This window comes from Streptomyces sp. NPDC005955 (genome assembly GCF_042871255.1).
Classification (GTDB): domain Bacteria; phylum Actinomycetota; class Actinomycetes; order Streptomycetales; family Streptomycetaceae; genus Streptomyces.
On record NZ_JBIAIF010000006.1, the window covers coordinates 290,203 to 314,527 of the forward strand.

General features: G+C 72.8%; 30 protein-coding genes. 17 read left to right on the forward strand and 13 right to left on the reverse strand.

What is annotated here, in order from left to right; translation table 11 throughout:
• Positions 1-421: 421 nt before the first annotated feature.
• A complete protein-coding gene (locus ACFYOU_RS17705; protein ID WP_389764844.1) occupies positions 422-853 on the forward strand; it encodes a tyrosinase family oxidase copper chaperone in 432 nt (143 codons plus the stop codon).
• A gap of 35 nt (positions 854-888) precedes the next feature.
• Positions 889-1,755, forward strand: coding sequence for a tyrosinase family protein (locus tag ACFYOU_RS17710; RefSeq protein WP_391306640.1), 867 nt, complete (start codon positions 889-891; stop codon positions 1,753-1,755).
• Positions 1,756-1,844: 89 nt separating this feature from the next.
• Here the strand turns inward: ACFYOU_RS17710 and ACFYOU_RS17715 are convergent, their stop codons facing one another.
• From ACFYOU_RS17715 to ACFYOU_RS17730, 4 genes are all read right to left on the reverse strand, one after another.
• A complete protein-coding gene (locus ACFYOU_RS17715) occupies positions 1,845-2,108 on the reverse strand; it encodes a chaplin family protein (protein WP_391306642.1) in 264 nt (87 codons plus the stop codon).
• 154 nt (positions 2,109-2,262) lie between these two features.
• Positions 2,263-4,197, reverse strand: coding sequence for an ABC transporter permease (locus ACFYOU_RS17720; protein WP_391306644.1), 1,935 nt, complete (start codon positions 4,195-4,197; stop codon positions 2,263-2,265).
• Positions 4,194-5,045 carry a molybdate ABC transporter substrate-binding protein gene (gene modA, locus ACFYOU_RS17725; protein WP_391306646.1) on the reverse strand — a complete coding sequence of 284 codons (852 nt, stop codon included), beginning with the start codon at positions 5,043-5,045 and terminating at the stop codon, positions 4,194-4,196. The genes ACFYOU_RS17720 and modA overlap by 4 nt, the downstream gene beginning before the upstream one ends.
• Before the next feature lie 53 nt (positions 5,046-5,098).
• The gene (locus tag ACFYOU_RS17730; RefSeq protein WP_389764854.1) at positions 5,099-5,494 is read right to left on the reverse strand and encodes a molybdopterin-binding protein; all 396 of its coding nucleotides are present in this window, start codon (positions 5,492-5,494) and stop codon (positions 5,099-5,101) included.
• Positions 5,495-5,627: 133 nt separating this feature from the next.
• Here ACFYOU_RS17730 and ACFYOU_RS17735 point away from each other — a divergent pair, with 133 nt between their 5' ends.
• Both ACFYOU_RS17735 and ACFYOU_RS17740 read left to right on the forward strand, forming a co-directional pair.
• Positions 5,628-6,020, forward strand: coding sequence for an SgcJ/EcaC family oxidoreductase (locus ACFYOU_RS17735; RefSeq protein WP_391306647.1), 393 nt, complete (start codon positions 5,628-5,630; stop codon positions 6,018-6,020).
• Between the two features lie 195 nt (positions 6,021-6,215).
• A complete protein-coding gene (locus tag ACFYOU_RS17740) occupies positions 6,216-6,941 on the forward strand; it encodes a hypothetical protein (RefSeq protein ID WP_391306649.1) in 726 nt (241 codons plus the stop codon).
• Positions 6,942-7,146: 205 nt separating this feature from the next.
• Here the strand turns inward: ACFYOU_RS17740 and ACFYOU_RS17745 are convergent, their stop codons facing one another.
• Positions 7,147-7,710 (reverse strand): isochorismatase family protein, encoded by a 564-nt coding sequence (locus ACFYOU_RS17745; protein ID WP_391306651.1) that lies wholly within the window; start codon positions 7,708-7,710, stop codon positions 7,147-7,149.
• 105 nt (positions 7,711-7,815) lie between these two features.
• Here ACFYOU_RS17745 and ACFYOU_RS17750 point away from each other — a divergent pair, with 105 nt between their 5' ends.
• The 3 genes from ACFYOU_RS17750 to ACFYOU_RS17760 all read left to right on the forward strand — a co-directional run bounded on the left by ACFYOU_RS17750 (position 7,816) and on the right by ACFYOU_RS17760 (position 10,016).
• Entirely contained in the window at positions 7,816-8,937 is a 1,122-nt protein-coding gene (locus ACFYOU_RS17750) for a MerR family DNA-binding transcriptional regulator (protein WP_391306654.1), read from the forward strand.
• Positions 8,938-9,027: 90 nt separating this feature from the next.
• Positions 9,028-9,420, forward strand: coding sequence for a PadR family transcriptional regulator (locus tag ACFYOU_RS17755; RefSeq protein WP_389764866.1), 393 nt, complete (start codon positions 9,028-9,030; stop codon positions 9,418-9,420).
• Positions 9,417-10,016 (forward strand): HAAS signaling domain-containing protein, encoded by a 600-nt coding sequence (locus ACFYOU_RS17760; RefSeq protein WP_391306656.1) that lies wholly within the window; start codon positions 9,417-9,419, stop codon positions 10,014-10,016. Before ACFYOU_RS17755 ends, ACFYOU_RS17760 begins: the two co-directional genes overlap by 4 nt.
• A 30-nt stretch (positions 10,017-10,046) precedes the next feature.
• On the opposite strand, the gene ACFYOU_RS17765 is transcribed toward ACFYOU_RS17760, so the two are convergent.
• Positions 10,047-10,670 (reverse strand): Scr1 family TA system antitoxin-like transcriptional regulator, encoded by a 624-nt coding sequence (locus ACFYOU_RS17765; RefSeq protein WP_391306658.1) that lies wholly within the window; start codon positions 10,668-10,670, stop codon positions 10,047-10,049.
• Positions 10,671-10,920: 250 nt separating this feature from the next.
• Here ACFYOU_RS17765 and ACFYOU_RS17770 point away from each other — a divergent pair, with 250 nt between their 5' ends.
• Together ACFYOU_RS17770 and ACFYOU_RS17775 are read left to right on the forward strand one after the other, a co-directional pair.
• Positions 10,921-11,238: a hypothetical protein gene (locus tag ACFYOU_RS17770; protein WP_391306660.1), complete on the forward strand. Its 318-nt coding sequence runs from the start codon at positions 10,921-10,923 to the stop codon at positions 11,236-11,238.
• A 65-nt stretch (positions 11,239-11,303) separates the two neighbouring features.
• Entirely contained in the window at positions 11,304-12,155 is an 852-nt protein-coding gene (locus ACFYOU_RS17775; protein ID WP_391306662.1) for an arylamine N-acetyltransferase, read from the forward strand.
• Positions 12,156-12,197: 42 nt separating this feature from the next.
• Here the strand turns inward: ACFYOU_RS17775 and ACFYOU_RS17780 are convergent, their stop codons facing one another.
• Positions 12,198-12,419, reverse strand: coding sequence for a DUF397 domain-containing protein (locus ACFYOU_RS17780; RefSeq protein WP_391306664.1), 222 nt, complete (start codon positions 12,417-12,419; stop codon positions 12,198-12,200).
• Positions 12,420-12,741: 322 nt separating this feature from the next.
• Here ACFYOU_RS17780 and tgmA point away from each other — a divergent pair, with 322 nt between their 5' ends.
• Genes tgmA through tgmC form a run of 3 tightly spaced genes read left to right on the forward strand, consistent with a single transcriptional unit; the run spans position 12,742 to position 15,106 of the window.
• Positions 12,742-12,990, forward strand: a complete 249-nt coding sequence (tgmA, locus tag ACFYOU_RS17785; RefSeq protein WP_391306666.1) for a putative ATP-grasp-modified RiPP — start codon at positions 12,742-12,744, stop codon at positions 12,988-12,990.
• Positions 12,987-13,955, forward strand: a complete 969-nt coding sequence (tgmB, locus tag ACFYOU_RS17790) for an ATP-grasp ribosomal peptide maturase (protein WP_391306668.1) — start codon at positions 12,987-12,989, stop codon at positions 13,953-13,955. The genes tgmA and tgmB overlap by 4 nt, the downstream gene beginning before the upstream one ends.
• On the forward strand, positions 13,952-15,106 hold the full coding sequence (gene tgmC / locus ACFYOU_RS17795) for an ATP-grasp peptide maturase system methyltransferase (protein ID WP_391306670.1): 1,155 nt from the start codon (positions 13,952-13,954) through the stop codon (positions 15,104-15,106). Before tgmB ends, tgmC begins: the two co-directional genes overlap by 4 nt.
• A gap of 62 nt (positions 15,107-15,168) precedes the next feature.
• On the opposite strand, the gene ACFYOU_RS17800 is transcribed toward tgmC, so the two are convergent.
• From ACFYOU_RS17800 to ACFYOU_RS17810, 3 genes are read right to left on the reverse strand one after another with little or no spacing between them, the layout of a single operon-like run.
• The gene (locus tag ACFYOU_RS17800; protein WP_391306671.1) at positions 15,169-15,396 is read right to left on the reverse strand and encodes a DUF397 domain-containing protein; all 228 of its coding nucleotides are present in this window, start codon (positions 15,394-15,396) and stop codon (positions 15,169-15,171) included.
• Entirely contained in the window at positions 15,377-15,553 is a 177-nt protein-coding gene (locus ACFYOU_RS17805; protein WP_391306832.1) for a DUF397 domain-containing protein, read from the reverse strand. Before ACFYOU_RS17805 ends, ACFYOU_RS17800 begins: the two co-directional genes overlap by 20 nt.
• Positions 15,471-16,418 carry a Scr1 family TA system antitoxin-like transcriptional regulator gene (locus tag ACFYOU_RS17810; protein ID WP_391306672.1) on the reverse strand — a complete coding sequence of 316 codons (948 nt, stop codon included), beginning with the start codon at positions 16,416-16,418 and terminating at the stop codon, positions 15,471-15,473. Before ACFYOU_RS17810 ends, ACFYOU_RS17805 begins: the two co-directional genes overlap by 83 nt.
• Before the next feature lie 137 nt (positions 16,419-16,555).
• On the opposite strand from ACFYOU_RS17810, the gene ACFYOU_RS17815 reads away from it, so the two are divergent.
• The gene (locus ACFYOU_RS17815; protein ID WP_391306674.1) at positions 16,556-17,059 is read left to right on the forward strand and encodes a hypothetical protein; all 504 of its coding nucleotides are present in this window, start codon (positions 16,556-16,558) and stop codon (positions 17,057-17,059) included.
• Positions 17,060-17,276: 217 nt separating this feature from the next.
• Here the strand turns inward: ACFYOU_RS17815 and ACFYOU_RS17820 are convergent, their stop codons facing one another.
• The gene (locus ACFYOU_RS17820) at positions 17,277-18,254 is read right to left on the reverse strand and encodes a WYL domain-containing protein (RefSeq protein WP_391306676.1); all 978 of its coding nucleotides are present in this window, start codon (positions 18,252-18,254) and stop codon (positions 17,277-17,279) included.
• 92 nt (positions 18,255-18,346) lie between these two features.
• Here ACFYOU_RS17820 and ACFYOU_RS17825 point away from each other — a divergent pair, with 92 nt between their 5' ends.
• A complete protein-coding gene (locus tag ACFYOU_RS17825) occupies positions 18,347-19,081 on the forward strand; it encodes an alpha/beta fold hydrolase (RefSeq protein ID WP_391306678.1) in 735 nt (244 codons plus the stop codon).
• A gap of 26 nt (positions 19,082-19,107) precedes the next feature.
• The gene (locus ACFYOU_RS17830) at positions 19,108-20,184 is read left to right on the forward strand and encodes a DNA glycosylase AlkZ-like family protein (protein WP_391306680.1); all 1,077 of its coding nucleotides are present in this window, start codon (positions 19,108-19,110) and stop codon (positions 20,182-20,184) included.
• Positions 20,185-20,243: 59 nt separating this feature from the next.
• On the opposite strand, the gene ACFYOU_RS17835 is transcribed toward ACFYOU_RS17830, so the two are convergent.
• Entirely contained in the window at positions 20,244-20,918 is a 675-nt protein-coding gene (locus tag ACFYOU_RS17835) for a hypothetical protein (RefSeq protein WP_391306682.1), read from the reverse strand.
• 49 nt (positions 20,919-20,967) lie between these two features.
• The gene (locus tag ACFYOU_RS17840) at positions 20,968-22,197 is read right to left on the reverse strand and encodes a 4-hydroxybenzoate 3-monooxygenase (RefSeq protein WP_391306684.1); all 1,230 of its coding nucleotides are present in this window, start codon (positions 22,195-22,197) and stop codon (positions 20,968-20,970) included.
• Between the two features lie 338 nt (positions 22,198-22,535).
• Here ACFYOU_RS17840 and ACFYOU_RS17845 point away from each other — a divergent pair, with 338 nt between their 5' ends.
• On the forward strand, positions 22,536-22,979 hold the full coding sequence (locus ACFYOU_RS17845; protein WP_391306686.1) for an SAV_915 family protein: 444 nt from the start codon (positions 22,536-22,538) through the stop codon (positions 22,977-22,979).
• Positions 22,976-24,325 carry a diaminopimelate decarboxylase gene (gene lysA / locus ACFYOU_RS17850; protein WP_391306688.1) on the forward strand — a complete coding sequence of 450 codons (1,350 nt, stop codon included), beginning with the start codon at positions 22,976-22,978 and terminating at the stop codon, positions 24,323-24,325. The genes ACFYOU_RS17845 and lysA overlap by 4 nt, the downstream gene beginning before the upstream one ends.

Here is a 24,325-nt window from a genome sequence, read left to right on the forward strand (position 1 = left end):
GCCTGCGCTGTCCTGCGGGGTGCGTCCCAGCTTCGCGCAGTTCCCCGCGCCCCTATCGGGGCACTCGGATGTCGGTCCGCCCCAGCAGGACAACGCCCGTCCAGCCGGACGTACCTCAGGGGCGCGGGGAACTGCGCGAGCAACCGGAGCGCACCCGCACGGAACAGCGCACCCCGCAGCTGGACGCACCGATAGGGGCGCGGGGAACTGCGCAACCCCCGTGCGCACGGCACCAGCACAGCGCACCCGCAGGTGGACGTACCGATAGGGGCGCGGGGAACTGCGCGAGCAACCACGGCGCACCCGCACGGGACATCGCACCCCGAGGACAACCGGAACGCCCCCGCCAAAGGGATGCGTGCCCTCACGCACCCTCACGCGTTGGGCACGACGACGCGCAGACCGACCCGGGAGGCCACCGTTGCGAGCGACCCGCCGCGCCCTGCTGAGGGCCCTGTTCCTCACCGCCCTGGCGGGAGGAACAGCCGCCGCCCTCACCCCCGTCCTCACCGCGGACCGCAACGCCCGCCGCCCCCGAGCGCCCCGCGCCCCCGGCGCCCCCGGCGCCCTCCGCGGTGAGGTCCTGTTCGACGAGACCTACCGCGGACGGCACCTACGGGGCCGCCGCACCGGCTCCCCGGCCGGACACGGCACCGGCACCGGCACCGCACCGGACGCCCTGCGCGTCACCGTGGACGGACGCCCGCTGCACCTGATGCGCCGCGCGGACGGCGGCTACCTCACCGTGGTCGACCACTACGTCTCGTACCCGACACCGCTGGCCGCGGCCCGGGCCGCGGTGGACGAACTGGGCGCCGCCCACCTCTCCGCCTCCCCGACGCACCGCGCCTGAACGCACCGGCACCGGCCTCCGGAGAGGGAACGCACGTGGTGTACACCCGCAAGAACGTGACCGAGCTGAGCAGCGCGGAGCGCAAACGGTTCGTGAACGCGGTCCTCGCGCTCAAACGCCAGGGGCGCTACGACGAGTTCGTCCGCATCCACATCGACTACTACGTGGCCGACGGGGACACCAACCGTCGGGTCGCCCACATGGCGCCGTCCTTCCTGCCGTGGCACCGCAGGTTCCTGCTGGAGTTCGAACGCGCGCTCCAGCGGGAGGCCCCCGGGGTCACCGTCCCGTACTGGGACTGGACGGCGGCGCGTTCCCCGGTGGGGTCCCCCTGGACGGACGACCTCCTCGGCGGCACCGGTCGGGGCACCGAACGCCGAGTGGCGACCGGCCCGTTCGCCCGGGCCAACGGCTGGATCGTCCGCGAGAACATCACGGACGACGACTTCCTGGTCCGGGACCTGGGGCGCCCGTCCAACCCGTTCCCCCTGCCGTCGAAGGACGAACTCGCCCTGGCCATGCGGGAGTCGGTGTACGACGTGGAGCCCTGGAACTCCACCGTGTCGTCCGGTTTCCGCAACGGCCTGGAGGGCTGGACGGGCGCCCGGACGGGGGACGGCCGGTGGCGCAACCACAACCGGGTGCACCGCTGGGTCGGCGGGACCATGCTCGGTGGTGCGTCGGTCAACGATCCGGTGTTCTGGCTGCACCACTCGTTCGTCGACCTGCTGTGGTCGCGGTGGCGCAAGGCGCATCCGGACGGTGCGTACGAACCGGCCGAGCCGCCCGGGTTCGGTTCGCTGGAGCGCGGTCGGATCGTCGCCCGCAACGAGCGGATGCCGCCGTGGGACGTCACCCCGGCCTCGTTGGAGCAGCACGGCGGGATCTACCGCTACGCGTGACCGGGTCGTGGCCACGGCGGAGCCCCCGTCGGCCGGTCTGCTGACGGGGGCGGGTGCGTGACGGGGACGGAGGTCTCCGTACGCGGTGCTCAGTATCCGTAGCCGGCGGGGCCGCTGCCGTTGACACAGGTGTTGCCGAACGCCGGGTTCAGGATGCCGATCACGTCGATGGTGTTGCCGCAGACGTTCACGGGGACGTGCACGGGGATCTGCACGATGTTGCCGGACAGGACGCCCGGCGAACCGATGGCCTCGGCGGCGGCACCCGCGTCGGCGGTGGCCATGCCCGCGCCACCGAGCATCACGGCGCCCGAGCTGACGGCCAGGACGGCCGCCTTCGCGATGCGAGACATCACGTACTCCTTCAGTTGGGTTGTGCGGTGGTCCGTGCGGGGTGTCGGGGGGAATGACGTCCGCACGCCCCCTTCAACGTCAGGAGGCGGCCGGGGTCACGGTTTGTCATCCCTCGCCCCGGGGAAAGGCGCCGTGCCCCGCCGGTCGGGTGCCTCAGCGGGCGACGAGGGTGATCTCGGTGGCCTTGACGCTGGTGAAGACGGCGCTGCCGTCGTGCAGCCCGAGGTCGGCGGCGGCGCCCGGGGTGACCTCCGCGACCAGGTCGGGGGCCTCCTGCGAGGTGACCAGGACCTGGAGCCGGCTGCCGACGGCGGTCAGTTCCCGTACGGTGCCCGGCCAGACGTTGCGGGGGCTGCCCGAGGGGCGTTCGCGGTGCAGGGCCACGGCCTCGGGGGCGAAGACGGCGAGTGCGTCCGTGGCGGGGACGAGGGGTTCGGCGGCGACCACCCGGGTGCCCGCGGCGGTGACGAGTCCGTCGGCGGTGGCGGTGCCCGGCCAGGCGTTGGCGCCGAGCATCCGGGCCACCCAGGCGGAGCGGGGGTGGCGGGCCACCTCGGCGGGCGGGGCGTCCTGCACGGTGCGGCCGTCCTCCAGGACGAGCACCCGATCGGCGAGGGACACCGCCTCCACCGGGTCGTGGGTGACGATCAGACAGACCCCGTCGAACGCGTCCAGATGGCGGCGCAGGGTGTGGCGGACCCGGCCGCGGGTGGTCTGGTCGAGGGCGGCCAGCGGCTCGTCCAGGAGGAGGAGCCGGGGGCGCGAGGCGAGGGCGCGGGCCAGGGCGACCCGGCCGGCCTGGCCGCCGGAGAGTTCGCCGGGCCTGCGGTGGGCGAGGTGGCCGACCTCCAGCCGGTCGAGCCACTCCCGCGCGGTGCGCAGCGCTTCGGCGCGCGGCACCCCGTGGGCGCGGGGGCCGTAGGCGGTGTTGGCGAGGGCGGTGAGGTGGGGGAACAGGGCCGGGTCCTGCGGCACCCAGGCGGTGTCGCGGCGGTGCGGGGGCGCGGCGGAGAGGTCGGTGCCGCCGAGGGCGAGCCGGGCGGCGGACTGGGTGGGCAGGCCGAGCAGGGCGCGCAGCAGGGTGGTCTTGCCGGCGCCGTTGGGGCCCACCACGGCGAGGGTGGTGCCGCCGGGGGCGGTGAGCGCGAGGTCGGTGTAGCCGGTGAGGCGGGCGTCGAGGCGGGCGGCCGAGGGGTCGCGGCGCGGCGGGTCGTCCGCCGTCGGGCGGGGAGCGGGGGGCTGCGGGGCGGGTGCCTCGGCGGGGGGCGTCTCGGCCGGTGCGGTCTTGGCGGGGGCGGTGGTCCAGCGTCCGCGCAGGGCGATCAGGACGGCCATGGCGACGGCGAGCAGCAGCAGGGACACCGAGGTCGCCGCCTCGGGGTCGTCCTGGAGCAGCAGGTACACCTGGAGCGGGAGGGTCTGGGTGGTGCCCGGGAGGTTGCCCGCGAAGGTGATCGTGGCGCCGAACTCGCCCAGTGCCCGGGCCCAGGTGAGCGCCGCCCCGGCGGCCAGGCCGGGGGCGACCATCGGCAGGGTGACCGTGCGGAACACCCGCAGCGGGCTCGCGCCGAGCGAGGCGGCGGTCTCCTCGTAGCGGGTGTGGAGCGCGGCGAGGGTGCCCTCCAGGCTGATGACCAGGAACGGCATCGAGACGAACGTCGCGGCGACCACCGCGCCCGCGGTGTGGAAGGGCAGGGTGACGCCGAACCAGTCCTCCAGCCAGGGCCCGAGCAGTCCGCGCCGGCCGAAGCCGAGCAGCAGGGCGACCCCGCCGACGGTGGGCGGCAGCACCATCGGCAGCAGCACCAGCGAGCGGACGAGCGCCTTGCCGCGGAACGGGACCCGGGCGAGCAGCCAGGCGAGCGGCACGCCGAGCACCAGTGAGACGCCGAGCGCGCTCAGCGACACGACGAGGGACAGCTTGAGCGCGGTGACAGACTCCGGTGCGCTCAGGTGGGTGCCCAGGTCGTCCCACGGGGTGCGCACCAGCACGCCCAGCAGGGGGACGAGCAGGAACGCGACCGCGAGCAGGGCGAGGAGGGCCAGGGCCAATGGCGGACGGGCGGGCCGGGTGGCGGCCCGGGTCACGGCTTCTGGAAGCCGGCGTCCCGCAGGATCTTCTGCGCGGGCGGCGAGGACAGCCACTCCACGAACGCCTGCGCGGAGGGGCTGTCGCCGGACTCCTTGAGGACGGCGGCCGGGTACTGGGCGACGGCGTTCTGCGCGTCGGGGATGGCGATCGCGTCGACCTTGTCGGGCTTGGTGTCGGCGTCGGTCTTGTAGACGATGCCCGCGTCGGCCTCGCCGAGTTCGACCTTGCTGAGCACGGCCCGGACGTTCGGCTCCTCGGAGACCGGCTTGACGTCGACCTGCTGTGCGTCGAGGACCTGGCGGCTGTAGCGGCCGACGGGGACCTCTTCGGCGGCGAGGACGACCTTCAGCTTCGGGTCGGCGAGGTCCTTGAGGGTCTTGACGTCGTCGGGGTTGCCCTCGCGGGTGGCGATGACCAGCCGGTTCTTCGCGATGACGGAGGGGGTGCCGGTTTCGGCGCGCAGTCCGTCCATGGTCTTGGTGTCGGCGGTGACGATCGCGTCGGCGGGGGCGCCCTGTCGCACCTGTGCGGCGAGTTCCTGGGAGCCCGCGAAGGAGAAGGTGAGCTCGACCCCGGGGTGGGCGTCCTCGTACGCGGTCTTCACCGTCTTGAACACGTCGGTGAGGGAGGCGGCGGCGAGGACGGTCAGCTTGCCGGAGGAGGCCGGGCCCGCGCTTTCGCCGCCCTGTCCGCCCTTCCGGTCGCCGTCGCTCTCGTCGTCGCTTCCGCAGGCCGCGAGGAGCGGGACGAGCAGGGCGGCGGTCGCGGTGAGTCCGGCGATCCGGGCGCGGGTGCGCAGCGGCCGGGGGTGCGGGGCGCGGGCGGCGCGGGCGGCGCGGGGCATGGGGCTCCTTGGGCGAGGGCGGGGTGCGGTGGGTGAGGGACGGCGCAGGGGCGTCAGGCGCGGTCGATGTGGACGTTGGTGGACTTGACCCGGGCGGTGGCCTGCGCGCCGACCTCCAGGGCCAGTTCCTCGACGGCTTCGCGGGTGAGGAGGGAGACCAGCCGGTGCGGTCCCGCCTGGATCTCCACCTGTGCGGCGACGTCTCCGAGCTTCACGGCCGTGACGATCCCGGGGAACGCGTTGCGCACGGAGGTGTACGGGACCTCCTCGTCGGTGCCGGTGCCCTGGGCCAGCTCGACGGAGAAGGCGGCCAGGTCCACGCCGTCGACGAGTCGGCGCCCGCTCTCGTCGCGGTGGGTGGCGACGCGCCCGGCGTCGGCCCAGCGGCGGGCGGTGTCGGGGCTGACGCCCAGGAGACGGGCGGCCTGCCCGATGGTGTACGACGGCATGTGCGCCACGTTAGGGAGAATCACGCCGCAGATGCAACCCTGATGGGTGATTGTTCCTGGTGGTTGCGGAGACGTACCTCACGGTGGACCGGGGCTTGACCTCAACCAAACTTGAGGGGGCAGGCTGACGCCCATGACTACGGAAACCGAAGACATCAAGGCCATCGAGCAGGTCGTCGCCACCGTCGAGCGCACCCAGCGCGCCCGGGACGTCGAGGGCTTCCTCGCACTCTTCCACCCCGACGCCCTGTGGACCACCGGACACGGCAAGGTCCTGATCGGGTTCGACGCGATCGCCGAGTTCACCCGTTCCGTACTGCCCGACGCGCCCCAGGACGGCGAGGTCACCTACGAGGTGGTGCACCTCCAGTTCCTGCGGCCCGACGTGGCGGCCGTCAAGGTCAAGCAGGTCTACCACCACGCGGAGGGCCCGCAGGAGGGCAGCCCGCTCTACGTGATGACCAAGCAGGAGGACGGGAGGTGGTTGCTGACGGCCAATCAGAACACCACGGTGTACGCGGAGTAGGGCGTGGCAGCGGGGAGCGGGAGTGGGGCGCGGCGTGCCGTACCTGGGTGGCCGGGCTCCACCGCGCCGGGGGCTTTCCCGTCGCACGCTCCGCCGTACGGGTGAACGCGGAGCGCTGCGCGGGGTTCCGCCTGATGGGATCGGAGCTCCGGTGCCCGGTGCCCGGGGCCGGTGCCCCCCTCAGGAAGGTCGTAGATGTCCCAGGGTCAGCCCGAGCACCTCCGCATCATCTGTCCGCCGGCCGCCGCGACCCTCGGCACCGACGACCACCGTTCCGGCAGCGAGTGGCTGTCCTCGCGCCGGCCGGGGCAGGTGTTCATGATGGGGGACAACCCCGCCCTCCCCGTCATGCCCGAACGGCCCACGCTCGCCGACTTCTTCCGGCTGCGGTTCGCGTTCGACCCGTTCGCCGTGCGGCACATGCTGCACAGTGCGCGCCGCGCCCGGGAGCAGGGCATGGGCGACAAGGTGGTGCTGGCCTGCCTCCTGCACGACGTCGCGCTCGCCGGTCTGCTGCGCAGCCAGCACGGTCACTGGGGGGCCCAACTGGTGGAGCCGTACGTCGACGAGGAAGTGGCCTGGGCCATCCGTCAGCACGAGGTCCTGCGCTACTTCCCCGACGAGAGCGTGGGGTACGGCTACCCGGAGGCGTACCGGGACTTCTTCGGGGCCGAGTACCAGCCGCCGGCCCACACCCGGGCCGCCTACGCGAAGGCCCGCCGCCACCGCTGGTACATGTCGGCCCGCATGGTCACCGTCAACGACGTGTACACCTTCGATTCCGAGGTCGACATCGAGTTCGCGGAGTTCGAGGACGTGGTGGGCCGCCACTTCGCCCAGCCCGCGCAGGGGCTGGGCTTCGACGACTCCCCGGTGGCCCACATGTGGCGCACCATGATCTGGCCGAACAACTTCATCTGAGCGGGCCGTCGGTCTCGTGGGTGACCGCCCGGGCGACCGTCGGGACCCCGTTCACCTCGCCGGGCTTCCCCTTCCTCGGCCCCGTGGGTGGTGAACGCGCGGGTGCGGACGGTGCCCCCGTCGTTCTCCCCCGCACCGTCGGAGGTGGGAACGCTTCCAGGGCGGTCGAGCGCGTGGGGGCGGTCGCTGACCTGGGCGGATCAGGCTAACGGGCGTCGAAGTCGACCTGTGCGGCGGGCAGTACGCGGCTGCGGCGGCCCGGGTAGCGGAGGTTCCGGAAGATCTCGTTGTGGTGCGCGATCGACGGGTCCGGCGCGGCGTAGGGGCCGGTGTCCGGTCGGACGGAGGTGGTGTGCCCGTCCTCGACCAACAACAGGTCGTAGCCGAGGCCGAGGGCCGAGCGGGCGGTCGTGTCCACGCAGATCTCGGTGGCGAAGCCGGTGACGACGACCTCGGTGACGTCCAGCCGCCGCAGCGTCCGGTCGAGGTCCGTGCCCACGAAACTGTCCGGCGTGGACTTGGGGACGACCACCTCGTCGTCCCCGGGCGTCAGCTCCGGTGCGATCCGCCAGCCGTCCGTGCCCGGCGCGATCTCGCCGTCCTGGTGCTGCACGGTCACGATCGGCACGCCCGCCGCCCTGGCCCGCGCACGGAGCCCGGCGATGGCGGTCACCGTCTCCACGGGGCGGTGCGCGATGCCCACCATGGTGTTCTGCATGTCGATGACGAGCAGCGCGGGGCGTGCGGGCGGGCGGGATGCGGGAGTCATGCGGGGCACGGTAGCGGGAGGTGCGGTGCGCGGTCGCCCCGTTTGTTCGTCGTCGGGGGCGGGGCGGTTGACCCTCACGTGACGTCATGCCGCACCGTCGGTGCCATGCGACAGCGAGGGCACCTGACCGTGGGACGCGTGGCCGAACTGGCCGGGGTGAGCGTCCGCACGCTGCACCACTACGACCAGATCGGCCTCGTACGGCCGTCCGCGCGGACCGCGTCCGGGTACCGGGCCTACGCGGCGGGCGACGTGGAGCGGCTGCGGGAGGTGCTCGCGTACCGGCGGCTGGGCTTCGGCCTGCGCGAGATCGCGGACCTGGTGGACGACCCGACCACCGACGCGGTCGCCCATCTGCACCGGCTCCGCGGCCTGCTGCTGGACCAGCGCGACCGGGCCGCCGCCATGGTGACCGCTCTGGACCGGGAACTGGAGGCACGTGCCATGGGGATCGACACCGCACCGGAGGACCAACTGAAGATGTTCGGCGCGCAGTTGTACGAAGCCATCGGGTCCGACTACCCGGCGACGCGGCGCACCGAGCCGCGGATCGCCGCGCAGGTCTGGGCGGCGCTCGGGGACGCCCGGACGGTGCTGAACGTCGGCGCCGGCACCGGTTCCTACGAGCCCGCCGACCGGGAGGTGACGGCGGTGGAACCGTCGGCGGTGATGCGGGCGCAACGCCCCGCGGACGCGGCGCCGTGCGTGGCCGCGCGGGCGGAGCGGCTTCCGTTCGCCGACCGGAGCTTCGACGCCGCGATGGCCTTCAGCACCGTCCACCACTGGCAGGACCCGATCGCCGGGCTGCGCGAGATGCGACGGGTGGCCCGCCGGGTGGTGGTGTTCACGCACGACGCGAGTGACACCGGATGGCGTCACCGGTTCTGGCTCACCCGCGACTACCTGCCCGAGATCGCGGGCCTGGTCGCCGGCCGGCCCCCGGTGGACGAGTTGGCCGCCGCGATCGGGGCCCGCCTGGAGCCGGTGCTCGTCCCGTGGGACTGTTCCGACGGCTTCCTGGAGGCCCACTGGCGCCGACCCGAGGCGTATCTGGAGGAACGCGTGCGCCGTGCGGTGTCGGCGTGGACCAGGGTCGGGCCGGAGGCCGAGCACCGCGCGGTGGGCCGGCTCCGCGACGACCTCGCCTCGGGCCGGTGGGCGGAACGCAACCGTGAGCTGGTCGGCCTCGACGCGGCGGAGCTGGGCCTGCGGCTCCTCGTGGCCTGACCGGGCGCCGCGGGGGGCGCTCCGGCGCGTGCGGGGGCGCCCCCGCACGCGCTTTCGCGTTTACTTGCCCAACCAGGTATCTTGCATCGCATGGAACCAGGTGAGTCGACCAAGCAGGCCCGGGCAGCCGCCCAGCTGCGCAAGGGAGTCCTGGAGTACTGCGTACTCGCCCTGATGCGGGACCGTCCCCGCTACGGCGTGGAACTCCTCCAGGCGCTGGAGGAGTCCGGCGCCCTCGCCACCAGTCAGGGCACGGTCTACCCGCTGCTCTCCCGGCTGCGCCGCGACGACCTGGTCACCACCACCTGGCAGGAGTCCCTTTCCGGTCCGCCCCGTCGCTACTACGCGCTCACGGACAGCGGTCGGGCCGCACTCGACGAGTTCACCCGCGTCTGGCCCGGCTTCCGCAACGCCGTCGACGCCTTCCTGACCGCCCCGGCCTCCCCGGCCACCCCGCACCCCGCCACCGGAGACCCCGCATGAAGACCACCGCCGACCCCGTCCGTGACTACCTGTCCGTCGTCGAGCGCGAGGCTTCCGCCCTCTCCGTCGAACGCCGTCAGGAACTCCTCGCCGACCTCGTCGAACACGTGGAGGTGACGCTCGCCGAGCGCCCCGACGCCTCGATCAGCGAGATCCTGACGGACCTGGGGGACCCCCGCACGATCGCCGCGACGGCACTGGCGGAGGCGGGGCACGGGTCCGCCGGGGCCCCGGGCGCGCCGGGCGCCGGCGATGCACCCGCCCGGCGCGGCAAGGTGCACCCCCTGGTCCCGCTGCTGATGCTCACCCTGTCGCTGCCCTTCATCCTGGTCTTCCCCGACCAGCCCGGGCCGGTGTTCGGCGTCCTGTTCCGCATCACCGGCGCGGTGCTGCTCTGCACCTCGGTGCACTGGACCGCCGTCCAGAAGACCTCCGGCGTGCTGCTCGTCGCCGTGCTGCCGAGCGTGGTCTTCGGCGTCGCGAACCTGTCCGGCGGCGGTCCGGAGGTCGGCACCCCGGCGCTCCTCGCCAACCTGGGGGTGTTCGTCCTGATGGCCGGCGCGGCAACCTGGCTCTGGCGGACCCGCCGCGCCTGAACGGCTCCGCCGCGGTACGGCGCCCGCCGGTCAATCGAGTGGGGCGAGCGCCGACCTGATGAGCGCTTCCGCCGCAGCACCGCGCACTGCGGAGAGGGACAGCGCGGCGAAGGCCCGCAGGTACGCCCCGACCTCTGCCGCGTCGGTCACGTTGATCTCGGCCGTCAACGTCTCGACGTCCACCCGTTCGTCGTCGAAGGCGTAGAACGCCTCCAGGGGCCACACCGTTCGCGGGGCGCGCCGGGGAATGACTCCGAGCGCCACGTTCTGCCGCTCCACGAAGGTCAGCAGGTGTTCCAACTGCTCACGCAGGTCAGTGTCGTCGCAGACCGGGTACGACAGGACGGCCTCCTCGATGAGGAACGAGAAGTGCCGGTGCTCGTCGTGGACGACCCGGGATCGGGCGAGCCGAGCTGCGGCTGCCTCCGCCACGTCGTCCGGGGTGCCCTGGAACTTGGTGATGGACCTGAGTAGTCCGGTGGCGTATCCGGCGGTCTGGAGCATCCCCGGGATCACGTTGGACGCGTAGACACGGAACGATTCCGTCCGCTGGTAGAGCGGCACGGTCTGCTCCTGGATCGGCCGCAGGCCGTCCTTGTGGAGTTCCGTCCACGTGACGTACCCGGGGTCGGGGAGGGCTGGGGGAGTGGCCATGCCGAAGTTTTCCCGTGACGTTTCCCCCTATGCCCGCTCGCCGTCCCGATTGGCTACGTGCCGTGACGGCTGACATCGTGAGGAGCCGAAGGACGGCGAAGTACGCTCCTGGGCATGGACGTGTTCTTACCGACTCGGGCCTTCACCGGGGTCCTCACGGGTCCCGGGTTCCTTCAGGGGGCTGGCGCCAGGTGTTCGTCGCAGGGGCTTCGCACACGGGGCCGTGCGCAGCTGAGGCGCGGGCGCTGACGTGGGTACGGTGTGGGTGGTCGCGGGAGTGGTCGTCGGGCTGTGCCTCGCCGGGTTCCTGGCGGACCGGGTGCTGCTGGCGATGGAGGCCCGCGGCTGGATCTACTGGCGCAGGACCAAGGGGCTGTCGTCCATCGGCGTGGACCTCGTCCAGGAGGGCGACCCCGGGGCGCAGGCCGTCAAGCGGGCCATGGACCAGGAACGCGTGCGCAAGAACGTCAGGCCGGCGCAGGACCCGCCCTTCCGGGTGGACTTGGACGCCGGCACCGTGCACGTCCGCCGCACGGGTCACGAGCGGCAGGAGCCCCCTCCCGCCTAGTCGGCGGCGCCTCCCGTGCGCATGCGCCCCCGCGCACGGGAGGCACCGCCGACTAGGCTGATCGCATGATCGACGTCGACGGGTACGTGGCCGTGCTGGGGGTGGAGCGACCGGCGGCCCCGACCGCCGATGCGTTGTGGGCGCTGCACCGGGCGCAGGTGGAGCGGGTCGCCTACGAGACGCTCGACAACCAGCTGGGACGGCCGTCGGGCATCGGCGCCGCCGAATCCGTGGCCCGGGTCCTGCGCGGGCGCGGCGGCTACTGCTTCCACCTCAACGGAGCCTTCGCCGCGCTGCTCACGGCCCTCGGTTACGACGTGACCCTGCACCGGGCCGGGGTGCAGGACGAGGTCGAGGACCCCGAGGGCCCGGGCGGCGACCACCTCGCACTCACCGTGGGGCTCGACGGCGAGCGGTGGCTCGTCGACACCGGGCTCGCCGGCGCCATGTACGAGCCCCTGCCGCTGCGCGAAGGCACCTACACCCAGGGGCCGTTCACCTACGCGATGGCGCCGTCGACGGTGGTGCCCGGCGGCTGGCGGTTCACCCATGACCCCCGCGGCGCGTTCACGGCGATGGTCTTCGCGCCGGAGCCCGTGGAACTGTCCTCCTTCGCCGCGGAGCACGAGCGGCTGTCCACCTCCCCCGAGTCCGGGTTCGTCCGGGTCCTCCAGGCCCAGCTCCGCGATGCCGAGGGCGTGGACGTGCTGCGCGGCTGCTTGCTGCGCCGGATCGACGCCGCAGGCACGTACGAGAGGACCGTCGACTCGGCCGACGACTGGTACGGCGTCCTGGCCGACGTGTTCCATCTGAACCTGAACGACGTCACCGCCCCCGAGCGGGCGGATCTGTGGCACCGGGTCCGCGCCGCGCACGAGGAGTGGGAGACCACGGGGCAGCGGGCGACGACGCCCTGACCGTGCGGTCGGTTCGCCGGTACCCGCCCGCGGGGTGCGTGTTCAGTGGGTGTGGTGGGTCGTCGTCCACCTGAGGAGGTGGGTCCAGGCTTCGGGGGACGTGACGATGACCGCTCCGTCCTCCTGCACCCGCTTGCTGTCCCGTACGGCTACTTTGCCGGGGGCCCGGGCGGGCGACGGCGACCACTCCAGGCAGTTGGCTTCTTGGAATTCGCTGTAGCTGCTCTTGATCCAGGTGGTCGGGGTCGGGTCGTGTTCGTCCATGGTCGTCGTTCCCTTCCGTTGCTCAGCCGATCGGTGTGGCGGCATCCGGGTCGTGCCGGGTTTCTACCCCGCGTGGAGCAGGGAGCCGATGTGACAGTGTGCGGCTGGAACATCGGGCGGAGCGGGGGCAGTTGCTCGGGAATCGGTCGTGTCGCCGAAGGGTTCGGTGGTCGGTCGTTGCAGCTCGGGGAGGGTGTGGGACGGTCGCGGAGCCCGGTCGGGGAGGGCGTTGCGCCCGGTTCGCGGGGGTGCGGTGCCGTCTTCTTCCGGGTGGGCCCGGCTGCCACGCTGGGGGCCCGCGATGACGTGACGGAGGTGTGAGATGCCCTCTTCCCACCTGGTTCCCTGGGGCCTGACCCGGATGAGGCCCTACCCGGACGTGGTGTCCGTTCCGCCGGGCCGGGCGGTGGTCGATCCGGAGACCCAGACCGGCGTGTGGCTGGACCCGGACGGTCCGACAGTGCCGTCCGGCCGCCACCGGCGCTCGCGCACCTGGGCGGAGACCAAGCCCAAGACGAGCCTCGACGGCACTCAGGACGAGGGTCATGACCAGGACGGAGACGCGGATTGACCGGCGCCCCTCCGGTACTCGTGGTCACCCAGCCCGATGACGTGACGGCGGACGTGGTGATCGGCGAGCTGAACCGGCGAGACGTTCCGGTCGTACGAGTCGACCCGGGCGGGTTTCCGTCCTCGGTGGTCCTGTCTGCTCGCTTCGGACCCGACGGGCTCAGCGGTACGGTGCGGAGCGACAGCCGCACCCTCCCGTTGAACCGGGTGGGATCCGTCTACTGGCGCCGCCCGAGTCCCTACGCGACCACGGACCCCTTCCTGCCCCCGCAGGACGTCGCGTGGTGCATGGAGGAGGCCCGGTACGGCCTCGGAGGTGTGTTGGCCGCCCTGCCCGGCGCGGCCTACGTCAACCACCCGTTCCGCAACCGGGCAGCCGAGTACAAGCCCGCGCAGTTGGCAACGGCGGCACGGTGCGGGCTGCCGGTTCCGCCCACCCTGCTCACCAACGACCCTGCTCAAGCAAGGGAGTTCGCCCGAGCCCAGGGGCGAGTGGTCTACAAGCCGCTACGCGCTACCGAGTACGCCGATGCCAACGGAACGGCCCTGACGGTATGGGTGGACGAGGTCGAACCCGACGGGATCGGTGACGGGGTCGCCCTCACGGCGCACCTGTTCCAGCGCCGGGTGCCCGCCGTGGCGGACTTGCGCCTCACGGCGGTGGGCGACGAACTGTTCACGGTGCGGATCACCGGGTCCCCGGGGTTGGACTGGCGCCGGCACTACGAAGACCTCTCGTACGAGCTGGTCGAGACGCCCCGGGAACTGGTCCGGGGCGTACGGGAGTATCTGAGGGCGTTCGGGTTGGTCTTCGGCGCCTTCGACTTCGGTGTGGACGGCGACGGCCGGCCCTGGATGTACGAGTGCAATCCCAACGGTCAGTGGGCCTGGTTCCCCGAGCCGATCACCGGTCGGATCGCCGCAGCCCTGGCCGACCGACTCCAGCGCCCCGGAGCGTATGCATGACCCGTGAACACGCAGACGCCGTCAGCCCCCCTCGGTCGCTCGTCGAGGTGGTCGGCGAACGACTCGCGGGCGTGGGGGAGGACTGGTTGCCCGCCGTCGACGCCGTGCCCCGGGAACTGTTCCTCGGGGACGCCGTCTTCCGGCGGGACGGAACCGGGTGGGCGCCGGTCCGACGCGCTGACGTGGGGGAGGACGCCTGGCTGCGCATGGCCCGTGCGGACACGACCTGGGTCACGCAGGTCGACGGGATCGGTGCCGAGGCGGCCCAGGGGCCGGTCTCCGGGGCGCCGACCTCCTCGTCCACGTTGCCGTCGGTCGTCGTGCGCACGCTCGCCGCGGCCGGACTGCGCGGACGGGAACGGGTCCTCGAAGTCGGCACGGGCACGGGGTACTCGACGGCCGTCCTGTGCCACCGGCTCGGCGACGAGCGGGTGACCAGCATCGAGTACGACCCGCGGGTGGCCGCGTCCGCCGCCCGCCACCTCGCCGCGGCGGGTGCCGGCCCCACCCTGGTCGTCGGGGACGGGCTCGACGGGTACGAGGACGGTGCGGGGGCCGACGGTTACGACGCGGTCGTCGCCACCTGCGCGGTGCGGTCCGTGCCGCCCGCGTGGCTGTGGCAGCTCGCGGACGGCGGCAGCCTCACGTTCACGCTCAGCGGGTGGATGTTCGGCGCCGGGCTGATCCGGCTCGCCCTGGACGAGGACGGCACCGCGCACGGTCGTTTCACCGGCGACGAGATCACCTACATGCTCGCCCGCCCCCATGACCGTCCGCCCCGGCCGTCCCTGCACCGGCACGAAGGCGAGGTGCGCCCCACCCGCATCGACCCGGCGCTGCTGGACGACTGGACGGCCCTGTTCGTCGCCCAACTCGCCGCACCTTCCGCCGAACTGCTGCACCTCGGGGCGGAACCGGTCCTGGTGGACGTGGCGACGGGCTCCCAGGCGTGGACCGAACTCCGCGACGGCGTCCGCGTCGTCCACCAGGACGGCCCGCTGCGGCTGTGGGACCAGGTCGAGCACGGCATCGCCGCGTGGATCGACGCGGGCTCGCCCGGGCAACGCGACTTCGGCATGACCGTCACCGACTCCGTCCAGACCGTGTGGCTCGGCGCTCCGGACGGACCGTCCTGGCGGCTACCCGCGTGACCCCCTCCAGGCACCCGTACGGGGCCGTGACCTGGTGGGTCGCGGCCCCGCGGGGTGCGTGTTCAGTTGCTGTGCTGTGTCGTCGTCCACCTGAGGAGGTGCGTCCAGGCTTCGGGGGACGTGACGATGACCGTCCCGTCGTCCCCCGCCCGCTTGCTGTCCCGTACGGCTACTTTGCCGGGGGCCTGAGCGGGCGACGGCGACCACTCGACGCAGTCGCCGCCGTTGTCCCCGCTGTACGAGGAACGGTGCCAGGTCGTTGCCGTTGGTTCAGGCGGGGAAGTTGCCATCCTTGACTCCCGTGACGAACGTTGCCCAGGCCGTGCGGCTCGCGAACAGTGCCGGTGCGTGCGGGGTCTTGGTGTCACCTACGGGGACGCGGTCGGGGAATCCGGGGGCGATTTCGATGCAATTGCCGCCGTCGTCCCCGCTGTAGCTGCTTTTGATCCAGCTGGTCGAGGACAGACCGTGCTTGTCCATGGTCGCCATACCCTTCCAATGCCTCGCCGATCACAGCGGCGGACTCTGATGCCGACAGGGTGTTTGCCCTGAGCGCATCATAGACGCGGCTCCGAGCGGCCAGAACGGCTGGATCATTGTTGAAGTAGCCACGCTCCAATGACTCCGAGTAGAGCCAACGTTCTCCGCCGGGAAGGACGATCAAGGACAACGGCGTCTTCGGGCGGATGAGGGTGGGGTCGCCGGACGGGACGATCTGGAGATGGATGTTGGGTAGCTGGCTGACGGCGAGGAGGTGCGCGCACTGCTCGCGCATGACTGAGAAGTCGCCCACGGCTGTGCGCAGGCAACTTTCATCGAGTAGGGCGACGTAGCTCGGCCCGTAAGGAGCAAGGAAGCGTTGCTGGCAGCTCATTCGTGCTCGAACTCGTTCGTCCACGGGAACGCTTGAGGCCACCCGCGAGAACAGCGCACGGGCATATTCCTCGGTCTGCAGCAATCCAGGGATGCCCTGCGTCTGGTACTCGTACAACGCCACGGCCACCGCGTCCATCTCGGCGCGCCGCTTGAACCAGTCCGGATGTTCGACTGCTGGGTACCAGTTGACCTTGCCCCACAGCTTTATGAGGACGCCCCCGGTGTTGAGCAACTCATCGCAGCGACGTGCGAAGTTGTCCTGGGGGACCCTCGTCGCCGACTCGACCCGCGTGACGAGCGAGCGATCGCACGGGATGTCCGCCGCCAAGCCCTCCTGGGTGTAGTCCGCGGCCTTGCGGAAATGTCGTAGGACCTCTCCGAACATGCCGGCCGACGTGATGGTTCCCGTTTCCCCCGTGGCGTTGCGTTGGCTCACAGGGCGCCCCTTCCGTGACATGGACCAGTTGGAACACGCGCAGCATTGAGCGACACGCTTCCGTTGCGCAACGCTGCACGTACGAACAGTAATTGAGCATCCGTCGTGTCAGGACGGGTTTCGCTTACGGAGTGGGCATGGTTAAGCAAGTGGAAGCCGACGGCCAGGAATTGATTAGCGGTGCTGTTGTGTTCGATCCCGTTCGACAGAAAGTGGGCCAGTACCAGGCCAAGTCGGGGCCGTACGCGTTGTTGCGTCCGGTGGGCGGCGGACGCGAGTGGGAGGCGGAGTTCGCGGGGTTGCGGCCCGCGACCACCGAGGAGCGGATCAGCGCCGGGCTGCGGGTGGTGAACGAGCGCTCCGAGCAGCGGTCACAGGCGCGGTCGCGGCGGCTGCGGCGGGTGTTCCGGTACGTGCCGTTCACCATCGCGCAGGACCCCACCGCGGAGCCGGAGTACGCGGCGCGGTGCGTGTCGGGGGCGGAGGCGGACTGCGGGGCGGAGTCCGGGGCGTGCGGTCACCCGGCGGACGTGGAGGACTGGCTCCGTGCGCACACGCAGGAGACCAGGCACCTGCGGTACCGCAGGACCTTCGCGGACTACGCGGAGTTGGAGCCGCCGGAGGGGGTGTCGGGCCGGTGAACGGGACGGAACGGCGGCGGCGCGGTGGTGGGCGAAGGCGGTTGCGGCACGGGCGTCGTCCGTACCGGGCCCGTCGCGCGGTGAGCCTGGACGGGGTCTTCTGGGGCGGCGTCCTGATGACGTCCTCGGTCGGCGGACTGCTCGCGGTGATCGTCGTCGCGGTGTTCCACGGGGCGCCCGGCTGACCCCTGTGCGGGGTGCGACCGAGATCCGGCGTCTACTGCTGCGGTGGTTCCTCCGGCCTTCGTCGGGCGGCTGCGGCGAGCCGGTCGGCCAGTTCCGCGAGCGCCTGCCGCAGTTCGTCGGGTTGGTGGACGGTGAAGGGCCATTCCAGGGAGGCGAGCAGGTGGGCCATGCCGTCCAGGCGTTCGGCCCGTGCGTGCAGGCGAACGCCGGTGGGCTCAGCGGTGAGGGTCACCGCTGAGCAGGACAGCCGGCGGGCGATCTCGTCGAGCGGGCCGTGGATCGTGACCTCGACCTGCCAGCGGTAGGGCCCCTGGGCGAGGGTCGAGGTCAGGTGGTCCACGGGGTCGAAGCCGTCGGGTGCGGTGAAGCCGTGGGCCCGGGGGGTGGCGGAGGCGATGCGGTCGATGCGGAAGGTGCGCAGGTCGTCGCGGAGGTGGTCGTGGCCGACGACGTACCAGCGGCCGGTGTGGAAGACCACGCCGTAGGGGTCGAGGTCGCGTTCGGTGTGTTCCCGGCGCCAGGACCGGTGGCTGATGGCGACGGTCGTGCGGGCGCGGGAGGCCTGGGCCAGGGCCAGCAGGACGCCGGTTCCTGGTGCCTGCCCGATGACGGCGTCGGCGGTGAACGACAGGGTCTGCCGCATGGCGGCGAGCGGTTCGCGCAGGGCCTGGGGGAGCACCCGTTCGATCTTGGCCAGGGCACCGGCAGTGGCCGGCGCGGCGGTGCCCATGCCGAGCCGGTCCGCGGCGAGCAGGCCGAGGACGACGGCGAGGGCCTCGTCATTGGTGAGGACCAGGGGTGGCATGCGGTAGCCGGGGGCCAGCCGGTAGCCGCCGTAGCGGCCGCGTTCGGCCTCCACGGGGATGCCCAGGTCCCGCAGGTGGGACATGTAGCGGCGCACCGTGCGCACGTCGGTGTCCAGGTGGTCGGCCAGCTCCGTCCCGGTGAGCCGGGCGTGGGACTGGAGGAGTTCCAGCAGGGTCAGCACACGGGTCAGGGGGTGCGACACGGATCCCTCGGCATTTCGGCGCGCATTTCAGGGCGGATTCTGTCCTGTATCGACTCTACGCTCCCCCCAGGACCTCACTTCTGGGAGATCACATGGCCACCTTCGTACTCGTTCCCGGCGCCTGGCTCGGGGCGTGGGCCTGGGAAGACACCGTCCGCGCCCTGCGGGAGCGCGGCCACACGGCGCTGCCGCTGACCCTGACGGGCCTGGCCGAGCACGCCGACCGGGGCGGACCCGAGACGGATGTGGACACGCACATCGCGGACATCACCGGATTCGTCGAGCGGAACGGTCTGCGCGAGGTCACGTTGGTCGCCCACAGCTACGCGGCGGCCCCGGTGACCGGGGCGGCCGGTCGGCTCGGCGACCGGCTGGAGCGCGTGGTCTACGTGGACGGCGGCCCGTTCGCCGCAGGCATGTGCATGCTCGACCTCATGCCACCGCAGGCAGCGGACCAACTGCGCCAGCAGGTCGACGCTTCCGGCGACGGGTGGCGGCTACCGATGCCGCCCTTCGAGGTCCTGGGCGCGTCCAGCAGCCTCGACGGGCTCGACGAGGGCCGGCGGAACGCGCTGCGCACGCGTGCCACCCCCCAGCCGTTCGGCACCTTCACCCAGCGCCTCGCCGGCCCGGTCGAGCCCGGTCCCGGTGTGGACCGTGTCCTGATCGCCTGCCGTGACTTCACGGGGCTGCTGGAGGCCGGGGTGCCGATGCTGGCCTTCCTGGACCAGCCGCCGTGGCGGCGCTTCGACCTGCCCACCGGGCACTGGCCTATGCTGTCCGCGCCCGCCGAACTCGCCCGTGTCCTCGACCGGGCCGCGTCCTGAGCGCGCCGGCCGAGGGGCACGGCCCGATGCCTGACCAGGAGAGCGTCCGCAGGCTGCGGGCCCGTGCGCAGGCCCTGGCCGGCGGAGCGCGCGAGGCTTCTGCCGAGGCGGTCGTCCGTCGGGTCTTCGCCGTCCAGGCCCAGGACGCCACGGCCGCCGACCTGGGCATCCGGGTACGCGGCCGGGACCTCACCGCCGAGGCCGTCCGCACGGCCTACGAAGAGGAGCGGAGCATCGTCCGCAACTGGTTCCTGCGCGGCACCCTGCACACCGTCCCCAGCGACGACGCCCCCTGGGTGTTGCGGTTGCTGTCCCCGCGCATCCTTGCCGCAGCCGGCCGCCGCTACCAGCAGTTGGGCCTGGGCGACGACCTGCGCCAGCGCGCCGACCGTCTCGTCCGGCGCGTCCTCGCCGCGCACGGCCCGCTCACCCGGGCCGAGTTGACCGAACACCTCACCACCCTCGGTGTCCCGCCGGACGGGCAGGCGCCGTTCCACCTGATCCGCCACGCGGCACTCACCGGTGTCCTCTGCCACGGCCCGCAGCGCGCCGGTGAGGCCACGTACGTGCTGTTCGACGACTGGCTGCCTCCCACCGGGCGCGTGCGGTGGGAGGGCGACGACGCGCTCGCCGAGTTGGCCCGCCGCTACCTGGCCGCGCACGCCCCCGCCACCCCGGAGGACTTCGCCACCTGGTCCGGACTGCCGCTCACCTGGGCCCGCAGGGCCTGGAGAACGCTCGCGGAATCCGGCGTCATCACCGAGTACGGTGCACGGACCGTGCTCGCCGGGCGGGTGGAGGAACTCCCGGGCCCGTCCGATGCCCCGGACGTTCGCCTGCTGCCCGCCTACGACGACTACCTGATCGGCTACCGCACCCGCGAGTTGTCCGTCCCGGCTGCGCACCGGGCCCGCGTCTGGCCGGGGGGCGGCCTCATCCGGCCCACCGTCATCGCCGACGGCCTGGCCGTCGCCACCTGGACCCGTGGCCCCGGCTCGCGCTCCGTCCAGGTGGATGCGTTCGCACCCGTCCCGCCCCGGATCGAGCAGGGGATCGACGGGGAGAAGGAGGCCGTCATCGACTTTCTGCGGCCCACCGCGTAGACGACGCCGCGGTTGCCGGAGCCGAGCCACTGGGAACTGCCTGCGGCTGCGGTGGGGGCTCAGGGAGCGGCCGTGAGCAGGTCGCGGTGGTCACCGTGTGCGTACAGTTCCAGTCTCCGGTAGCCGCCGTGCGCGTGGCCGGGGGCGACGAAGTAGAACACGGTGCCGTCCTCGTGCGGGTTGTAGCCCCCGCCCTCGGGTATCGCACCGTGCTGGACGAGGGTCGCGTGCACGCCGCGCAGCACCGACGGGTCCGGGTCGTCGACCTCGAAGGCGAGGTGCGCCTCGTGGTCCCGGGCGCGTTCGTGGTCGGCGACCTCGGTGAGGTCGGAGCCGGGCGGCACGAGCAGGACGAACACCTCCACCGTACGGTGCGTGCCGTGCGGCCCGGGGGCGGACGGGCGCAGGATGCGGACGTCCAGTTCGCGCGCTGCGCGCCGATGGCGGGCGGCCAGCCGGTCGCGTACGACGACACTGGGCACCGGGATCACCCGCTCGTCCACCGGCAGCCCGCAGGCGGCGAGTTGGGCGTGGAGCGTGCGCGGGTCGGGCGGGAAGATCAGCAGGGCGGCGTGCGAGAAGCGGCAGCGGTTCGCCAGCGTCCGCGTCCTGCCGTCGTCGAGGCCGGGGAGCAGTGACGACAGCAGTGCGGTGGTGTCCTGGCTCCGGACGAAGCGGGCCGCGGTGCGCAGCCGGTCCGTGTCGGTGGCGGGAGTCGGTGTCGTCGACGGCATCGTGGGGCCTCCTCGGGGCTCGGCGAACGGCCCGGTGCCCGGGCCGTGGTCAGACGTCGGTGTAGTTCTCGGCGAACCAGTCCTGCTCCGCGCGCGAGGTGCGCAGCGTTTCCAGGCAGGGGCGCCGGGGGAGGGCGTCGCGGTCCGGCGGTCGGCCGGAGGCGCCCGGGCCGGGCGGGACGGGAAGGTCGTGCAGGAGGTGGACCATCCACCGGGAGAACCGCAGGGCCCGCCAGATGTGGGTCAGGCAGCGGTCCGAGTAGGCGTTGAGCCCGCGGGGGTCGTCGTGCAGGAGGTCGTCGGTCAGGGCGCGGGCGAGGAGTTCCGCCTCCAGCACCGCGAGGTTGGCGCCCTTGGCGGCGGAGGGGCCGAGCAGGCTGGCGGCGTCGCCCGCGAGGAGGAGCGTGCCGTGGCGCAGGGGTTCCAACACGTCGGATTCCAGGGGGAAGACGAGGCGTTGGAGGAGGGGGCCCCGGTGTAAGGGGCCGTAGTCGGCGGCGCGCATCCGCAGGTCCAGTTCGGCCCAGATGCGGTCGTCGGGCCAGGCGTCGGCGGGGGTGCCGCGGGGGCACTGGAGGTAGTAGCGGGTGACCTCGGGGCCGCGCGCCATCTGTCCGGCGAATCCTGCGGGGTGCACGGCGTACCCCACGGCGTCGATGCTCTGCGGTGCCCGGGCCAGCAGGGCGAGCCAGGAGACGGCGTGGTCGCGGTGGTGCCGTCGGACGGTGCCGGGTGGGAGGGAGCGGCGGGCCGCCCCGTGCCGGCCGTCGCACCCCGCCACGTACCTGCCGTGCCAGCGGAGGGTGCGGCCGTCCGCGTCACGGGCGAGGACCGAGGGCCGGGTGCCGTCGGCGTCCCGTACGGCGGTCGCCTCGGTGGCGAAGTGGATGCGGCCCCCGGTGTCGACGTACTGCGCCAGCAGGTCCGTGACGAGTTCCTGCTGGGGGTAGACGGTGTGCGGTTCGCCCGGGCCGAGGGAGCCGTAGTCCAGGCGGAACCGGCCGTGCGGGGTGCGGAACTCGCAGAGCGAGTGCTGCTGGCCGTACCGGTGCAGTCGATCCGCCAGGCCGTGCCGTTCGAGGACGCGCACGGTGTTCGGGGCGAGGTAGCCCGCGCGGGCCCGGGTCCGGAGGGCCGCCCGGGTGGCCCGTTCCAGGATGACGCAGTCGACGCCCGCTGCACGGAGGAGGTTCCCGACGACGAGCCCGGCGGGGCCCGCGCCGAGGACGATCACGTCGGCTCTGTCGCCGGCGGCTTCCGCCGCTCCGTCCTCTCTCATAAGAGAACATCATAAGCGCCGATAAGCTGATGGATAAGGGACATTGGCCTGATGAGTGCGATCAGTACTGATTTTGCCTACAAGAAGACAATGTCCTTTCAAAGTCGGACACATATGGGCGAGATTGGGTCCAGAGTGGTGGGCCCGAGGGAGCGGATGCGCCTGCGTATCGCCTGCATCAACGTCCGCCCCCTGCGCATCAGCATCACGTCAGGAGGTGTCCCCGGGGCCGTCGGGCCGGGCATAGCGTCTCCGTACGGCCTCCCGGGCCCCTGCCTTCCCGAGGGCCCGGGGGCGCCCCCACCCGGACACCCACCCCGCACTCCACGGAGGACCCCATGGCGCACCGCACCGGCGTGAGCAGCGCGCGCAGCGACCGCCCCGACGCCGACGGTTCCGGCGGCGCGAGCGCCTGCGCGGACGAACCCGAGCCTCCGGATACCGAACCCGGGCGGTCGGCGTCCGAGCGGTCGGCGTCCGAGGGGGGCGCCGCGCTGTACGTGCCGGTGCGGGCCGGCACGGTGGGCTGCGCGGCCCGGTTGTTCCGTACGCCCTTGGGCGAGCGGACGGCCGTCGGGTTCACGTCGGCGGACCGGCTCGCCCGGGCGCTGGGCGCCGGGCAGGCGTACGTCCGGCTCGCCGCCCCCGCGCTGCGCGCGCTGACCGTGCCGCTGGGCGTGGCGCTGCTCACCGTCGACCCGGTGCTCGTGGCGGGTCCGGTGCGGGGTGCGACGACCGGGGCCCCCGTCCTGTTCGCGGCCACCGCGGCGGGTGTGCGATGACCACCGTGCACGCGGCGCCCGACGCCGTCCGTGCGCCGGGGCCCGACGACCTGTCCGTGTGGCCCGCTTCGGCGGGGCACCTCGCCCACGGTGACCTCGCGGTCGGCGGGGTCTCGCTGACGGAGGTCGCACAGCGGTACGGGACCCCCGCGTACGTGCTGGACGAGGGCGAGGTGCGGGAGCGGTGCCGGACGTACCGGGCGGCGTTCCCCGCGGCCGAGGCCGATGTGGTGTACGCGGCGAAGGCGTTCCTGTGCCGGGCGATGGTCCACTGGGTGCGGGACGAGGGGCTGGGTCTTGACGTCTGCTCGGCGGGCGAGCTGGAGTTGGCGGTCACCAGCGGGTTCCCGGCCGAGCGGATCGTGTTGCACGGCAACGCGAAGAGCCCCCGTGACCTGGACACCGCGCTGCGGCTCGGCGTGGGGCGCATCGTCATCGACAGCGCCTCGGAGGTCGCCCGGCTGGCCGCGGCGATCGGGCCCCGCGGTTCGCAGAAGGTCATGGTGCGGGTGGTTCCCGGGATCGTCGCCGGAGGGCACGAGAAGATCCGGACGGGCGGCGAGGACCAGAAGTTCGGGCTGTCGCTCACCGACGGCTCCGCGCAGCACACCATCGCCCGGATACTCGACCAGCCGCAACTGCGCCTGACCGGGCTGCACGTGCACCTCGGTTCGCAGATCACCGCGGTGAAGCCGTATCTGGCGGCGGTCCGGCGGATCGTCGGGCTGATGGCCCGGCTGCACCGGCAACACGGGCTGGTGCTGCCGGAGTTGGACCTCGGGGGCGGTCACGGCATCGCCTACCGTCCCGGTGAGCCGGCGCTCGACGTCACCCGCCTCGCCCACAAGGTGCGCGCGGAGTTGGCCAGCGGGTGCGCCGCCGCGGGCATCGAGGTGCCGCGGCTGATCGTGGAGCCGGGGCGGGCGGTCGCCGGGCCGGCCGGGGTCGCGCTGTACCGGGTGCTCGCCGTGAAGCGCACCGGCGCCCGGTTGTTCGTCGCGGTGGACGGCGGGATGAGCGACAACCCACGGCCCGCGCTGTACGGGGTCCGGTACGCGCCCCGGTTGGTGGGCCGCGCCTCGCAGGCCGAACCGGCGGTCGTGACGGTCGTCGGACGGCACTGCGAGGCGGGGGACGTGCTCGCGGCGGACGCGGCCCTGCCCGGGGACGTGCACCCCGGTGACCTGCTCGCGGTGCCGGTCGCCGGGGCGTACCACCTGTCGATGGCGTCGGCGTACAACCTGGTGGGCCGCCCGCCGGTGGTCGCCGTACGGGACGGCCGGGCCCGGCTGCTGGTCCGGCGCGAGTCGCTGGACGACATGTGCGGGCGGGAGGTGGGGGTGTGA